Here is a 16,658-nt window from a genome sequence, read left to right as displayed (position 1 = left end):
ACGACCATCAACTATAAACTTCTTTAAAAGCTAGTAAAAAACAGACAATTTTGCGTACCATGAAAGCTTTTCGTTTATTCAAATGGATATTACCGCTAGTGCTATGGACAATAGCAATGAGTGGCTATGCCCATGACGGAAAAGTAAAAGGTAGCTATACTAAGGTAAGCAAGAGTGTTACAAAGTTTAGTAAAAAAAGAACATTTGGTCGTCATTTCGAAGTTGAGAATAATGTATTGCTTGATAACCAAGAAGAAAAAGATGAAAGTTCTGAGCGCTCTCACGGACTGACTTCTACTTCAGATTTATCAAGTATCGAACGTGCTATTATGCAAACATTACAACGTTCGGATGTTCCATTTGTACCTCATTTATCCTTTTCAAAAAAGTTATTTATGCTTCATTGTGTCTATTTAATTTGAGAATAGCACACTACTCACTCGTTATATTTCCCTAAAAACTGTATTAAAAATCAACATTAGCCCATTGAGGTGCCAACAATGCAAGGACAAGTCCGTATAATCATTATACTGAAAAATTGATTTTGCATTGGTCTAAAAAGCCTAGATTGCTTATGTAATTAAGGCTCGCTAGAGAAGGGTAACTTTGCTTAAGGTGTTGTAAAACAAGTATGTAATGTGGTCTAGAACTACATTAATTCTATACGTACGTAATTTTGCTGACATTCAACACAAATTTATTGCTTCGGGTTACTTCAATACTCTTTCCAGAATTCGGGCTGATTGTATGAAGCTTTCGCTTTAGAAACTCGTTTTGTTTCTGAATCGATAAGCATATAAGAAATAGTGCCAATTAGCGAAAATTTCATGTGTATTGGATATCCTTTCAACTACACATTTTTCTCCTTCGTTGGTTTTGTACTATTGCTTAATGTGTATGCGGGGGCATACACAAGGTTTTGTCCGTTTCATTTTAATCACTTGACTCAAAATTATGAAATCCTATTTGGTATGGATTTTCGGCTTGATGTGTAGTGTCAATGTGGCTTTGTCTCAAAGCCGTGATACATTGCGCCTAAACATTGACGAGGCCGAACAACAGTTTGTCAAAAACAACCTCACTTTGCTAGCGCAGAAGTATAACATCGAAGCTTCTAAAGCTGCAATCATTCAGGCGAAACTTTTGCCTAATCCTAACATCAACTACGAACAAGGGTTGAATACCATGAAGACAATCGCCAATGATGCGCCTATCGGTGCTTTTGGTGAAAGAACTTTACAGATTCAACAGTTGATTCTATTGGCAGGAAAGCGCAATAAGCAAGTCAATGTTGCCAAAATCAATGCTGAAATCACAGATTATCAGTTTTTTGAAATAGCAAGAGGTTTGACCTATCAGTTACATGCTAGTTTTTATACAATACATTATTTGCAAAAAACATTAGCCACGTATGAACAAGAAATAGAAACGCTTAATAAACTTTTGAGTGCTTATTCGGATCAAGTAAATAGAGGTAATGTGCCACAAAAAGAACTGATTCGTTTGCAGTCTTTTTTGGTAAGTCTTGAAACAGAACGTTCCAATATTATTTTGGAAATTACTGATAATCAAGCCATACTTAAAGTGCTTTTGTCTGATACTTCCACCAAAACGGTGCATCCAGTTGTAGATGATAATGCTTTGGAACAAAAAAGTGCAGCAGGCTTACAGCTCAGTGAGTTAATCAACAATGCTACTGATAATCGTTATGACCGTAAGATTCAAGAGGCATCTGTACGATTAGCTTCAGCAGATTTGGCGTTGCAAAAAGCAATGGCAACACCTGATTTGACGATTGGCTATAGTTATGACCGTGCAGGTAGTTATCTCAATAATTACCACGGCTTGACGATTGCGATGGATTTGCCTGTGTTTAACAAAAATCAAGGAAATATCAAGATTGCTGAAAATACGATTCAAGCAAACAAACAAAATTTAGCACAAACCGACGTACAAATTAACAATGACGTTTTGCAAGCTTTGCTTAAAGCACAAGAAGCGGAACGTCTATATAAGACACTTGATAAAAACTATTTGCCAAGCTTTAATAAGTTGATTGATGGGGTAGTGCAAAACTACCAAAAGCGTAATATCACTTTATTGGAGTTTATGGACTTTTTGGAGTCGTATAAAATTACCGTTACGCAAATCAATACACTTCAAAATACAAGAATGCAGACATTCGAAAATCTCAATTTTGTAGTAGGCAAAAAAGTTCTTTAAGATTTAAACAGACATCACAATGAAAAAGCATATAAAGTATCTTTCAATTCTTGCAATCTCAACTTTGGCTACTGCTTGTAGCTCTTCTCAGGCAGATAATGAATCAAAAGCAGAGGATCAGCCTTTTGAACTTTCACAACGCCTAAAGCAAGAATTGAGCTTGGCGCCAGCAACCTTGGAGCCTATTCAAACACAATTGCAGTTGACAGGCAAAGTAATGCCTTACGAAGATAAACAAGTAAAAGTGTCACCTTTGGTAGATGGTGTTATCGAAAAAATCCATGCTAATTTGGGTGATTTTGTCAACAAAGGACAAACACTTGCTGTAGTTCACTCATCAGAGGTGGCAGACGTTGAAAATCAAACGGTTAGTGCTACTTCAGATTTGCTTTCGGCTCAGAAAAACCTACAAGTACAAAAAGATATGTACAAAGCAGGTTTGGCATCAGAAAAAGACGTGACTTTTGCCCAAAACGATGTATTGAAAGCTCAAGGGTCATTGAAACGCGCCAAAGAAGTTTCGAGTATTTACAGTGTAAAAAATGCGTTTTATACCTTGAAAGCGCCAATTTCAGGTTATGTAATTGAAAAAAACAATGCCATTTCTGATAAAATGTCTTTCCACGAAGGCGAAACAGGAGCATTTTTTACTATTGCTGACTTATCTCAAATTCAAGTGGTAGCAAACGTGTATGAAGCAGATATTGCTAAAGTGCATGTAGGCTCGCAGGTTGAAGTAAAGTTGATTTCATATCCTGACAAAGTAATCAAAGGAGTTGTCAACAAAATGAGTAATGCCCTTGATCCTGAAACTCGTACTTTACAAGTGCGTATCAATATGGCAAACCCAGGCTTTTTGATGAAACCAGAAATGTTTGCGCAAGTAAATGTGAGTTATAGCTCGTCAGATAGAAGTATTGCGATTCCTTCGTCGGCGGTAATTTTTGACCAAAACAAAAATTTTGTGGTTGTTTATAAGGATGCCAAGCATTTGGAAGTAAGAGAAATCCAGATTGCGAAACAAAACTCTAATAAAACTTATGTGATTTCAGGTTTGAAAGAGGGTGAAAATGTAATGAACAAAAACCAATTGTTGGTGTACAACGCATTGGTAAACTAATTCGCAAAGTGAAGTAATAGTGTTTTCAACTTGAAAAGACTATTCAGCTTATGCAAAAAATTGTTCAAAACAGTATTCTTATAAATCACTCATTCGGATGAAAAAGCTATTAGCGTTATCGCTCAAATATAAATTTGCAGTATTCTTTTTTACTGCTGTAGTAGTGATTGGAGGTATTTCGAGTTTTATCAATACCCCAATTGACGCCTTTCCCGATGTTACCAATACTCAGGTGACTATCATTACTCAATGGTCTGGGCGTAGTGCTGAAGAAATTGAAAAATTTGTAACCGCTCCGCTCGAAATCTCGATGAACGGGGTGCAAAAGAAAACTACTGTTCGTTCTACAACGCTATTCGGTTTATCTGTAGTAGTGGTTATGTTCGACGACGGTGTTGACAATAACTTTGCTCGTATTCAAGTCAATAATGCCTTGATGGGCGTTGAACTTCCTGATGGCGTAGAACCTGAAGTACAACCGCCTTATGGACCAACGGGCGAAATCTTCCGTTATACCCTTGAAGGTAAAGGAATGACTTCTCGTCGTTTTAAGGAAATTCAAGACTGGGTGATTGACCGTAATTTACGCTCAGTACCAGGCGTGGCTGATATTGTAAGTTTTGGTGGTGAAGTAAAAACGTATGAGATTAGTGTAAATCCTAATTTACTTCAGGACTATAAAATTACACCATTGGACGTATTTACGGCTGTTGAGAAAAGTAACATCAACGTTGGAGGAGATGTAATTACCAAAAACAACCAAGCTTATGTGGTTCGTGGGATAGGTTTGTTGAAGAATATCCAAGACATTCAAAATATCTTGGTCGATAATATCAATGGAGTACCTGTTTATGTAAAAACGGTTGCAACAGTAACGGAGTCGGCTTTGCCACGTTTGGGACAAGTGGGTCGTGGCGAAGACAACGATGCTGTAGAAGGTATTGTGGTAATGCGTAAAGGAGAAAACCCTTCAGAGGTAATTCAAAGCTTGAATTTGAAAGTAGAGGAATTAAACTCAAAAATTCTTCCTAATGGGGTAAAAATCAAAACGTTTTATAATCGTCAAACGCTCCTAGATTTTTGTATCGAAACAGTAACCCACAACCTTATAGAAGGGATTGTTTTGGTAACATTAATCGTATTGATTTTCTTGGCTGACTGGCGTGCATCCTTGATTGTATCGATGATTATTCCGTTGGCTTTGCTGTTTGCGTTCTGTTGTCTGAAACTTCTTGGTATGAATGTAAACCTACTTTCATTAGGAGCGGTAGACTTCGGGATTATTATTGATGGTACAGTGGTGGTAGTCGAAGGTTTGATTGTGGTTTTGGCTCATCAAGCGGAGCATGTGGGAATGGAGCGCTTTAATAAATTGGCTAAAATGTCGATTATCAAGCGTACAGGTACGAGCATGGGTAAAGCGATTTTTACCTCAAAAATCATTATTTTGATTGCTTTGCTACCCATTTTTGCCTTCCAAAAAGTAGAAGGTAAAATGTTTACACCATTGGCTTGGACATTGGGTTCGGCCTTGCTAGGTGCCTTGATTTTTACATTGACTTTGGTGCCTGTGATGGTAAGTATCTTAATGAATAAAAACGTAAGAGAGAAAAGTAATTTCTTGGTCGATGCTGTAATGAAGTATTCGATGAAGCTTTTCAACTACTGTTTTACGCATAAAAGATTTACTTTCATTACAACTGGTATTATTACGGTTGTGGGCTTTTGGACCTTAACTATTCACGGAACAGAGTTCTTGCCTCAACTCAACGAAGGCTCTATTTACGTGCGTGCCACAATGCCACGTAGTATTAGTTTGGACGAGTCTGTGCGTTATGCTAACGATATTCGTAAGGTATTTGAAGGCTTCCCTGAAGTTCGTCAGGTACTTTCGCAGGCAGGTCGCCCGAACGATGGTACTGACCCAACGGGTTTTTATAATGTCGAATTTCACGTAGATATTTATCCGCAAAAAGAATGGGCTAGTAAGCTTACCAAAGCGCAACTGATTGAAAAAATGGAAAACAAATTGAGCATTTTCCAAGGAGTTGTATTTGGTTTCTCTCAACCTATTATGGATAACGTAGAAGAAGCAGTATCAGGGGTAAAAGGTTCAATTGCCGTAAAAATCTATGGAAATGACTTTGAGTTTTTGGAAGGTGAAGCAGAGAAAGTAGAAAAGGTATTACGTCGTGTAAAAGGTATCGAGGATTTAGGTATTATCCGTAACCTTGGACAGCCAGAATTGCATATTGAGCTAGACCAACAAAAAATGAATTTTTATGGTGTACAAACAGCCGATGCTGATGCCGTAGTAGCCATGGCGATTGGTGGACAGACTGCCAGTCAGTTGTACGAAGGTGAACGCAAATTTGATATTCGTGTGCGTTTCCAATCAGAATTCCGTAAGTCAGAGCAAGAGATTCGCAATTTGATGGTGCCATCTATGAGCGGTACTAAAATACCTATCAAGCAAATCGCAGAGGTAAAAACGTTGACAGGTCCAAGTTTGATTTTCCGTGAAGATACCAAACGTTTTATTGCTGTGAAATTCTCTGTTCGTGGTCGTGATATGGGTAGTACCATTGCCGAAGCGCAACAAGAAGTGAAAAAAGTCATTCCTAACCTACCAAAAGGATACGACATGAAATGGAAAGGTGATTTCGAAAACCAACAGCGTGCGTCTAAACGATTGGCGCAAGTAGTTCCTATTTCGATGATTGCGATTTTCTTTATCCTCTATGTAATGTTTGGTAGCTTGAGAGATGCAGGTTTGGTATTCTCCAATGTACCGTTTGCGATTATTGGTGGTTCGGTAGCCTTGTTGGTTACGCATACCAATTTCAGTATTTCGGCAGGTATTGGTTTTATTGCCTTGTTTGGTATATGTATTCAAAATGGGGTAATTATGATTGAGGTATTTAAAGAAAACCTCCATAAGAAAATGACCTTGCTCGACTCAATTACCGAAGGAGTCAAATCGAGGGTTCGTCCAGTAATGATGACCGCTATGATGGGTATTTTCGGGATGTTACCAGCCGCTACTTCTTCAGGTATTGGCTCAGAATCTCAAAAGCCTCTTGCAATTGTAGTAATTGGTGGAATGATTGGCGCAACTATATTGACGCTCTTTATTTTCCCATTATTCTACGAAAGAGTGTATAGAAATAAATAGAAATGGAGAGATAAGTTAGTGGGCAAAATTAAGATAATTTTATCCGCCTTAAGCTCTTGGCTTTATGCTATAGGCTAAAAGTTAAATAGTATTTCTGACGAAATAATTGAGGCTTTTTTGCCTAATGCCTACGGCTTACAGCCTAGAGCGTATTAATGCAATTTCATTTTGCATTAATACTTAAGGATACATTTTCCTTAATCTTCTAAAAATATAACAAGCTTTTAGCTTAAAGACTAAATAATCTATTTGTCTGTTTAGGAATCGCTGCCGGCAATGCTGGCAGTGATTTTTCTTTTTTACAAAACAATATTCCTTTAAAAACTCTAATTTTGTAAGCTTGAATAGGAAATGACTGTAAGCGAGTGGGCACATTCAGAAAATGAATAGCCTAAAGCATAGTGCGGAGCATGTTAATGTCAACATACTTTCTATTCTTGATTAGTATTGTATAAAATTTAAGTGTTATATCTGTAGATACGAATTTGGGAAATTAACAATTCTTCTAAGTCCATAATCAAATAGTAGATATCCAAAATATTATCAACAATACTATCAACTAATTATATCGACCCCAAAATCTAGCAATTACATCAATACCATAATGGCAAGACCTTCAAAGAATACAGATACTGATAATAAACCCGCTAAAAAGGCAAACGAAACACCTCTCGCAAAACAGTATAATCAAATCAAAATCAAATATCCTGGCGCTTTGTTGCTGTTTAGGGTAGGGGATTTTTATGAAACTTTTGGAGAAGATGCCGTTACTGCTTCCAAAATTTTAGGTATTGTTTTGACTCGTCGTAACAACGGTACAGCCGATGACCAATTGGCAGGATTTCCACACCACTCTTTGGATACATATTTGCCTAAATTAGTGCGTGCAGGTCAGCGTGTGGCTATTTGCGACCAATTAGAAGACCCTGCTACTGCCAAGGGTATTGTAAAACGTGGGGTTACTGAGCTAGTTACGCCTGGGGTATCCTTCAACGATAACGTGCTTGATGTGAAGCAAAATAACTATTTGGCTTCGATTTCTTATGCAGGTTTTTCAAAAGATGTTATCGGTATTTCGTTCTTGGACGTGTCTACGGGGGAGTTTTTATGCTCGCAAGGAAGTGCTGCTTATATTGAAAAACTTCTACAGAGTTTTATGCCTTCCGAGGTATTGTATTGTAAAAAATATCGACAAGAGTTTATCCAACTTTTTGGCGACAAGTTCAATACTTTCGCTTTGGAAGAATGGGTGTTTACCTATGATTTTGCCTATCCTTTGTTGATTAACCATTTCAAAACCAATTCGTTAAAAGGATTTGGGGTAGAGACGCTCAATGAAGGCATCATTGCCGCTGGGGTAATTTTACATTATCTTGCTGAGACTGAGCACAGAGAAGTGGGACATATCGTTCGTATCAACCGTTTGGAGGAAGATAAGTATGTATGGCTAGATAAATTTACCATTCGCAACCTTGAGCTTGTTCATCCTCAACAAGAAGGCGGAGTACCTTTGATTAACATCATTGACCACACCCATACGCCAATGGGTGCACGTTTGTTGCGCAAGTGGTTGGTGTTGCCACTTAAAGAAAAGTCTTTGATTCAGGAAAGATTAAATACGGTCGCATTTTTCAAAAAACATCTTGAACTTAGAGAAACCCTACAACAACATCTTAAGCAAATAGGTGATTTAGAACGCTTGATTTCGAAGGTGGCGGTACGTCGTATCAATCCTCGTGAGATGTTGCAATTGAAAAAAGCCTTGTCACATATCGAACCAATCAAGGGGCATATCCAAGAGGCGCTTTTGGATTTTGGTAATGATTTGGGAGCTGACGTTCTCAAACGCTATGCTGACCAGTTGAATCCTTGTCATTTTTTACTAGAAAAAATCCAGAAAGAACTCCGTGACGAAGTACCTATAGTCACCAATCAAGGTAATATGATTCGTGAGGGCGTCGATGAAGATTTGGATGCTTTATTGAAGGTTGCGTATTCAGGAAAAGACTTTTTGATAAAATTACAAAACCGCGAAATTGAGCGTACCGGTATTACTTCACTGAAGATTTCCTTTAATAAGGTGTTCGGATATTATTTGGAAGTAACCAATTCGCATAAAGATAAAGTGCCTGTTGATTGGATTCGTAAACAAACTTTGGTAAACGCTGAGCGATATATTACGCCAGAACTAAAGGAATACGAAGAAACAATTATAGGAGCTGAAGATAAAATTTTTGTCATTGAACAGCGTATTTTCAATGATTTGGTAAACGTAGCCAATGAATATGTCTTGCAAATTCAACAGAATGCAAGAATGATAGCCGTATTGGATGTGCTGACCAACTTTGCAAAAGTGGCAGAGAAAAATAATTATACCCAACCCAATGTCACCGATACTAAAATCCTCGAAATCAAAGAAGGACGCCATCCTGTAATTGAACAGCAATTGCCATTGGGCGAAGCATACGTGCCAAACGATTTGCATTTGGACGATGCCGAACAGCAGATTATTATCATTACAGGACCCAACATGGCGGGTAAATCTGCCTTGTTGCGCCAAACAGCCTTGATTGTATTAATGGCACAAATTGGTTGTTTTGTCCCTGCTCAAGCTGCCGAAATTGGGATTGTCGATAAGGTATTTACCCGTGTAGGAGCCAGCGATAACTTGAGTAAAGGTGAGTCTACCTTTATGGTCGAAATGACCGAAACGGCAAGTATTTTGAATAATCTTTCAGACAGAAGCTTAGTCTTGATGGATGAAATTGGTCGTGGTACAAGTACTTATGATGGGGTATCTATTGCTTGGGCTATTGCCGAATATTTGCATAATCACTCGCATTTCAGACCCAAAACGCTATTTGCTACGCACTATCATGAGCTAAATGAGTTGACTACTGACTTTAAACGTATCAAAAACTTCAATGTTTCGGTAAAAGAAGTAGGTAACAAAATCATCTTTATGCGTAAGTTGATGGAAGGTGGTTCAGAGCACAGTTTTGGTATTCATGTGGCGCAATTGGCAGGGATGCCTGTGAGTGTAGTGCATCGCGCCAACGAAATTTTGGCGGAACTAGAACGCAATCGTTCCAAAGAACAACATCGCACTACCATCAAAGAGATGCCAAAACAGAATTACCAAATGAATATTTTTGAAGCAAGTAATCCAAAACTTGAGAAAATACAGGAAGCTCTGAAGAAATTGGATGTCAATACGCTTTCACCAATAGAGGCTTTGCTGAAACTGAATGAGTTTAAAAAGATGCTTGAATAAATTGTAAGTTAGGAAACAGTCATTCCCGATTGAGTGATTGTTTTGATTAATGGTCAAGATATTTCATCATTACCTAGTTCGAGACTTAGTCTCGGACTAACTTTTGCTTCAGTTTATAAACTGTATAAAAAAATAAGTCCAAGACTAAGTCTTGAACTAGTAATATCATAGCGATTAATCAAAAAGGCATTCGAAATTAGTTTTTCGAGTGCCTTTTTGATATTATATCTCAGCATGAAATCTCTTTAGACGCAATCATTGCGTCTCTACAAATGTATTTCATATTTAAACTAATCACTAAATCACTCATTTCCTCAATCACTCAATAAGTTACAACCCATGTTTGTAATGAAACTTTTCTAACCTAACTTAAAAGACAATTTCAAAACAAACAACATCGTTAGTTTTAAAAACAACCCCATAAGACTATGCTCAAATACTCATTAATTTTGCTTTTTTCTATCTTTCAAATTACCCAATCAAATGCCCAAAGTGTTATCGTTTGGAGCGGAGAAAGTCCATTGAAAATCAGTGATTTTATAGCGAAGTCACCATCGAATAGTGGTAATTTATATGGATGTCAAGCCAGTTGTAGCATTGACTTCGGATTTCGAATGAGTGCTGCTTCGTTTATGTTGACCAAGAATTTTAATAATAAAGTTAAAGCAGTTTTTACTAGAAATACCTCTTACTTAGTGGCAAATACAGAGGAACAAAAACAGCAGTTGGTCGCCTATTCACAGTGTATTTTTGATGTGACAGAATTGTATGCTCGCAAATTTAGAAAGCGCCTTTTTGAAGAGAAGAAAGCCTTTTCAAATAGCGAGTTTTACGCCAATGCCCAAGAAGAACTCCAAAAAGAACTTCAAGCGCGTGAAAACTACATTCAAACTGTAACCAAGCTAGGACAAAACACCGAAGAATTGACTAAAATCAGAACGCAAGTACTAGCCGAAATTGCTGAACTTTCGGATTATTGTTACGACTGTAAGCCCAAGAAATAGTAGAAATGCTGCCTAATTAAGAGACGCGAGGCATTGCGTCTCTATATAAATACTCCTTCATAAATTTTTCATATAGAATTAAACCAAGGTAATGGTTGAAAAATGTAAATTTGAGTTAGGCGAATACGCAAAGCCTCAAATTATACTTGTATGAAAATCGATGCATACCAAATATCGGAAGTCTTTAACCTCAAGAAGTTTAAACAAGACTATACCAGCGAACCTTCCCTTTACAACAATTCTGAATTATTCTATAAGCGTGAAGACGATACCTATATCTATTTATTGAGTTATGGATTAGTAGTTTTTGCGGGTGTGGGTGATTTGGAGAAAAGTGAATTTTTGAAGTTTATCAAAAACTACGCTGAAGGATTGATTGAAGAAAAGTTTGAAGATGATTTCATTGTCCAGACAGACCCTTCAATTTCGGTTGTTCTCAAACATAACTCTATCACGGTATCCGAGCTTACAGATGATTCTATCCGTATTATTATGCTCAATATTGGTCAGTCTGTGGCATTGGATTATTATGAGGCGTTGACTTATAAAATTGCTACTAGCACCAAGCAGATGACCGACGAATTAGAGCATCACGGGCGTCTCAAAAGCTCCCAAAGCGAACTCCTGAAGTTTATCGGAAAAACCATCAATATCAAAAACAGTATTATCGATAACCTCTACATCTTTGACTCACCCGAAGAAGCTTGGGAAAACGAGCATTTAGAACGCATAGACAAAGGCTTGAAAAAGACCTTCGACCTCAAAATGCGTTATCAAGATATTGAATACAAACTCAAAATCGTTCAAGAAAACCTTACCCTTTTCATGGAGTTAGTCCAAAACCGAGAAAGCACTCGCCTCGAATGGGTCATCATTATCTTGATTTTGATAGAAGTGTTTGACTTGATATTTACGAAGATATTTTAGGCGTTAAAGTAATAAAAGCAAAAGGGACAAAGTGTTTAAATGCTTTGTACCTTTTGGTTTTATAGGGTTGTTGACCGTATAATAAGCATTATTAATTTAATTGGACTTTTTAGTATTTTATTAATAAGTTTATTTTTACTTAGGTACAAAATTGTAAAAATTTTGACTGTATTAATATAGTTTTGAGATTACATAATGTATATTAATTATCATGAGTATAGGGTATAACCTGCGTAGCCTCTTGAAAAAGCATAAACTAGGATTCTATATCAGCATTAATAGTTGAAATTAAAGCGTAATAAGTTAATATCTTTGTGTAAAATTTCAATCATACTTGAAATTTTATAACGCTTAATTGAAAGCGAAGAACTATAATATACAGGAGTTGTTATTTAGAAACACGATTTCATTTACTATTTGTAGATATTTTCAATGATTGATAAAAAAATATATATAGACCTTTTTGCAGGTTGTGGTGGACTTTCTCTAGGATTGTATAATTCAGGACTATGGAAAGGGAAATTCGCTGTTGAAAAAAGTCCAGATGCTTTTGAAACTCTTCAATATAACTTGATTGAAAAGAAAAATCACTTTGAATGGCCAGATTGGTTACCAAAACAAAATCATGATATAAATGAAGTAATTAAAAAGTATAAGGATAATTTAAAATTACTTAGGGGAGAAATTGACTTGGTCGCAGGTGGACCACCTTGTCAAGGGTTTTCAACAGCAGGACGAAGAATTGAAGGTGATTCAAGAAATGAATTAATAAAATCGTACATCAAATTTATTAGACTTGTCCAGCCTAAGGTTATTTTTTTCGAAAATGTAAAAGGATTTACTCAAAAGTTTGACAAAAATAAAATCAAAGGGAAAATATACTCTGAATATGTAACTAACGCATTAGAATACGATTCGCCGAAAGGAGATTTTCAAGGTTATAAAGTAGAAGGAAAACTCATTGATTTTTCGGAATTTGGTGTTCCTCAAAAGAGAACAAGGTTTATTTTGGTAGGAATTAGAAAAGATATTGTTAACCAAGTAAACCCAATTAAGTTTTTTGAGCACATACAAGCTGAAAAGGAAGTCTTTTTAATAAACAAAGAAATTGGTTTAACCAATTCGCTAGAAGATGCAATCTCAGATTTGTTAAAAGTGAATGAAATTGTTTCACCTGATACAAAATCATTCTCAGCAGGACTTTACAACCCGATAAAATCTGGTTATCAAAAACTATTAAGAAAGAAGGTTGATTCTGAAATACCAGACAGTCATAGATTTGCAAAACATAGTGAAGAGACACTGAGAAAGTTTGAGTTTATTCTGCAAAATGCAGAGAAAAACAAAACTCTCTCTAAGGAATTGAAGGATAAGTTTAACTTAAAAAAGAGAACCGTAATTCCTTTATCAGGTAAAACACCTACGCCAACCATTACAACTTTACCAGACGACTATATTCACTACTGCGAACCTAGAATTTTTACCGTTCGAGAATATGCAAGAATACAGTCCTTTAATGATTGGTACGAGTTCAAAGGAAAATATACTACAGGAGGAAAAAGAAGAACTCAAGAAGTGCCAAGATATTCTCAAATTGGAAATGCTATTCCTCCACTTTTTGGGGAACAAGTGGGTTTAATTCTTAATAAATTATTTTAAAATGCAGAAGCCATTACAGTTTAAAATCAGCTCTGCTTTAAAGAATATTATCGGTAGAGATTTAATTACAGATGATTTCATAGCAGTATTCGAATTGGTTAAAAATTCGTATGATGCTCACGCAACTAGAGTTGACGTAATTTTTGAAGACATATACAGCAGTAATGGCAAAATAATTATAAAAGACAATGGAAAAGGAATGAGTTATCAAGATTTACTTGATAAATGGCTTTTTGTTGCCTATTCAGCTAAAAAAGAAGGAAAAGAAGAGGATAGTTATGAAAACTATCGCAATAAGATTAAGGTTAAACGTGCTTATGCAGGAGCAAAGGGTATTGGAAGATTTTCTTGTGATAGACTTGGAAGTGAACTATATCTTGAAACTTTAAAAGATCAAACGGATGCAAAAACTGAAGTATTAATTACAGATTGGAATAAGTTTGAACTTGACAGTAATGATGAATTTGTAAATGTCAGTGTTCTTCACGAAACCTTAGATGTGAGTTCTTATGGAGTCCAACACGGGACTGTATTAGAAATATCTAATTTACACAGTGAATGGAATCGTAAAAAATTTGAAGACCTAAAAGATTCTTTAGCAAGATTAATTAACCCTTCTTCCATACAGGATGAAGACCCTTTTAGAATATTTTTGACCGTCAGGGATGAAATAGATGGAGATAAAAAACAGATTGCTAAAAACTCAAGAAAGGCAAAAGAGGGTAAGCTTGATGAAAGCGAAATAGAATATTTTAATATTATAAACGGTCAAATCCGAAATCCAATTTTTGAGACATTACAGTTAAAAACGAGTTACATTGAATCTGATATTCAAAAAGATAAAATTATCACCACTTTATTTGAGGGTGGCAAATTTGTTTATAAGATTGAAGAAGAAAATTCATATACGGATTTAGTTGATATACATTACGCAATCTATTTTTTAAACCAATCTGCAAAATCGACATTTACTAGGCGTATGGGTGTAGAGCCAGTAAACTATGGGCATATTTTCGTTTATAAGAACGGTTTGCGAATATATCCATATGGTGAAAGAGGCGAAGATCCATTTAAAATGGATAATCGAAAAGCCCAAGGACACTCAAGATACTTGGGAACAAGAGAAGTTATCGGATATATTTCAATAAGTAGTAACAACTCTAATTTGAAAGAAACATCAAGTAGAGGTGATGGGTTTATCAAAACTAAAACCTATGATAATCTTGTTGAACAATTTTATGAGACTTTAAAAAAGCTTGAAAAATACACAATAGAAATAACTGACTGGGGTAATTTTCTATCGGAGGATGATTATATCAATATAAATAAGTCTTTCATCAAAAATGAAGGAAAAGATAATCAAAGCAATTTTGATGTAAATGAGAATATATCGAAGTTAATTAAAAATTTAACTAACTCTAAAAATGTTCTGAATTTTCAGCTATCAGAAAATATCTTAAGCATTTTAGATGCTAAAAGTGAACAATCAGCTCAAGGGGTTTTAAAAACAATTTCAGAGAAAATTAAGCAAGGGGATTTTGACGAAAAAGAAGTAATTCAAACAATTAAAAGTGTAGAGAAGAAAATTACTGATTTACGAAAAAGTAAAATTGAAGCAGAAGAAGAGGCTTTACTTAAACTTGTAGAAAACGAAGAGTTAAGAAATGAATTAGACAGGGAAATAGCTGAAAAACTTTTTGATAAAACCCAGATTGGACGTGAGAAGAAAGATTTATTGGCTCTCCAACATCAAATAATCCATTCTGCTGGGAATATTACTTGGAGCTTAGATTCTCTAATAGATTCAATCAACGAGGATAAGCCCAAAGATAAACTGATTAAAGATATTAAGGATATTAGTCTTGAAGTTCAAAGGATTGTAAGTGCATCAAGATTTGTAACAAAGGCAGGATTTAATACGCAAGCAGAAAAAATAACAAAAGATCTAGTTTCTTTCGTCAATGATTATGTTCAAAATATTTATGTCCCTGCAGATTCCTTTATACATCAGAAAAGGCCAATAAAAATTGAAATAAAAGAAAAAAGTTCAGTTGAACATATCCTGAAATTCAGACCATTTGAAATCACAGTAATACTAGACAACCTGTTTTCAAATTCAAGAAAAGCAAAGTCTACTAAAATTAAGCTTGAATGGATAAAAACTAAAGAATATTTGGTTTTGAATTTTAGTGATAATGGAACTGGTATTCCAGATGAAATCAAGGATAAAATTTTTGATTTCAGATATAGTAATACAGAAGGTTCTGGTATTGGGCTTTATCACGTTAAAGATCTATTGAGTAAATATAAAGCATCAATTGAATTTGTGCAATCTGAACAAGGAGCCGAGTTCAACTTAAGATTTCCTGTATGAAGCTAAACTATAAAATTATCTGGGTTGAAGATAAAATTGACACTCGCCCATTCTTTCCTTAATAGAAAATGTAAAAAATCATCTTGAAAATGAGTTTTTCAATGTTCATCTAGATACAGCAGAAGATTTTGATGAATTCAAAGGCAAATATGAAGACAGTCAAACCTATGATCTAATTATTACTGACTTAAATCTGAATGAAAGCCACGGAAATCAAGTAATTGATTTTATTCGTGATGAAAAACATATCTTAACCGAAATATTTTTCTATTCTGCTAATAGTGAATTATCAACTACGACATTAATAAATAGTAGCAGAATCACATTCTTCCAGTTGGATGGGCAAGACTATCTTAAAGAACTACAACGTTCAATAATTGAGGTTATCGACCTAACAATTGCAAAGTTTCAGAATATTGTTACGATGCGAGGTATGATTATGCATGAGACAAGTTCTTTAGATTTAAAAATGGAAGAAATTGTTCGTAATCAATTAAATAACCCAAGGCTTAAAGAGCATATAGTACCTTTATTAGATACAATTTTTGATAACATTTTTGCAAATGCTAAGGAAAAGTATAAAAAAGCTGAAAAAAGAAAAGTAAATGAGATTTTAAAAGACAATGTTCTTTTCAATTCTTCTCAAAAAATATTTGCTTTGGGCGCAATTTTGGAAATAATGAAAGAAGAAAACTTTGCACCTAAATACGACGAAGAGGTCATACTTATTCGTAACCAATTTGCACATTCTGAACTTAAAAAGACTAAGGATGGCAAGGAGTATTTTAAAGTTAAAGGCGAAGAAATTTATTTCGACAAAGAGTTATGTAAAAAGATTAGACGTGATCTGAATGAGCACATAACTAAAATTAATAACTTAGAAAGAAAAATAACATAGCTTT

10 protein-coding genes are annotated in these 16,658 nt (G+C 35.4%); all 10 read left to right on the top strand.

Annotated features, from left to right (window positions below):
* Positions 1–59 precede the first annotated feature (59 nt).
* The 10 genes from GVN22_RS12625 to GVN22_RS12580 all read left to right on the top strand — a co-directional run bounded on the left by GVN22_RS12625 (position 60) and on the right by GVN22_RS12580 (position 16,654).
* Entirely contained in the window at positions 60–422 is a 363-nt protein-coding gene (locus tag GVN22_RS12625) for a hypothetical protein (RefSeq protein ID WP_166551388.1), read from the top strand.
* A 532-nt stretch (positions 423–954) separates the two neighbouring features.
* On the top strand, positions 955–2,223 hold the full coding sequence (locus GVN22_RS12620) for a TolC family protein (RefSeq protein ID WP_166551387.1): 1,269 nt from the start codon (positions 955–957) through the stop codon (positions 2,221–2,223).
* Positions 2,224–2,242: 19 nt separating this feature from the next.
* Positions 2,243–3,343 (top strand): efflux RND transporter periplasmic adaptor subunit, encoded by a 1,101-nt coding sequence (locus GVN22_RS12615; protein WP_166551386.1) that lies wholly within the window; start codon positions 2,243–2,245, stop codon positions 3,341–3,343.
* A gap of 97 nt (positions 3,344–3,440) precedes the next feature.
* Complete coding sequence (locus tag GVN22_RS12610) at positions 3,441–6,518, top strand: efflux RND transporter permease subunit (RefSeq protein ID WP_166551385.1); 3,078 nt, start codon at positions 3,441–3,443, stop codon at positions 6,516–6,518.
* A gap of 604 nt (positions 6,519–7,122) precedes the next feature.
* Positions 7,123–9,792: a DNA mismatch repair protein MutS gene (gene mutS / locus GVN22_RS12605; RefSeq protein WP_166551384.1), complete on the top strand. Its 2,670-nt coding sequence runs from the start codon at positions 7,123–7,125 to the stop codon at positions 9,790–9,792.
* A 428-nt stretch (positions 9,793–10,220) separates the two neighbouring features.
* A complete protein-coding gene (locus tag GVN22_RS12600; RefSeq protein ID WP_166551383.1) occupies positions 10,221–10,796 on the top strand; it encodes a hypothetical protein in 576 nt (191 codons plus the stop codon).
* A gap of 150 nt (positions 10,797–10,946) precedes the next feature.
* Positions 10,947–11,723: an RMD1 family protein gene (locus tag GVN22_RS12595; protein ID WP_166551382.1), complete on the top strand. Its 777-nt coding sequence runs from the start codon at positions 10,947–10,949 to the stop codon at positions 11,721–11,723.
* A gap of 432 nt (positions 11,724–12,155) precedes the next feature.
* On the top strand, positions 12,156–13,382 hold the full coding sequence (locus tag GVN22_RS12590) for a DNA cytosine methyltransferase (RefSeq protein ID WP_166551381.1): 1,227 nt from the start codon (positions 12,156–12,158) through the stop codon (positions 13,380–13,382).
* Position 13,383: 1 nt separating this feature from the next.
* Positions 13,384–15,756 (top strand): sensor histidine kinase, encoded by a 2,373-nt coding sequence (locus GVN22_RS12585; protein ID WP_166551380.1) that lies wholly within the window; start codon positions 13,384–13,386, stop codon positions 15,754–15,756.
* A 334-nt stretch (positions 15,757–16,090) separates the two neighbouring features.
* Positions 16,091–16,654, top strand: a complete 564-nt coding sequence (locus tag GVN22_RS12580) for a hypothetical protein (RefSeq protein ID WP_166551379.1) — start codon at positions 16,091–16,093, stop codon at positions 16,652–16,654.
* Positions 16,655–16,658 lie beyond the last annotated feature (4 nt).

It is taken from the genome of Cellulophaga sp. BC115SP (assembly GCF_009905545.1).
Lineage (GTDB): Bacteria > Bacteroidota > Bacteroidia > Cytophagales > Spirosomataceae > Flectobacillus > Flectobacillus rivi.
Note: the sequence above shows the minus strand (reverse complement) of the source record. Positions and strands in the feature narration are given on the sequence as shown.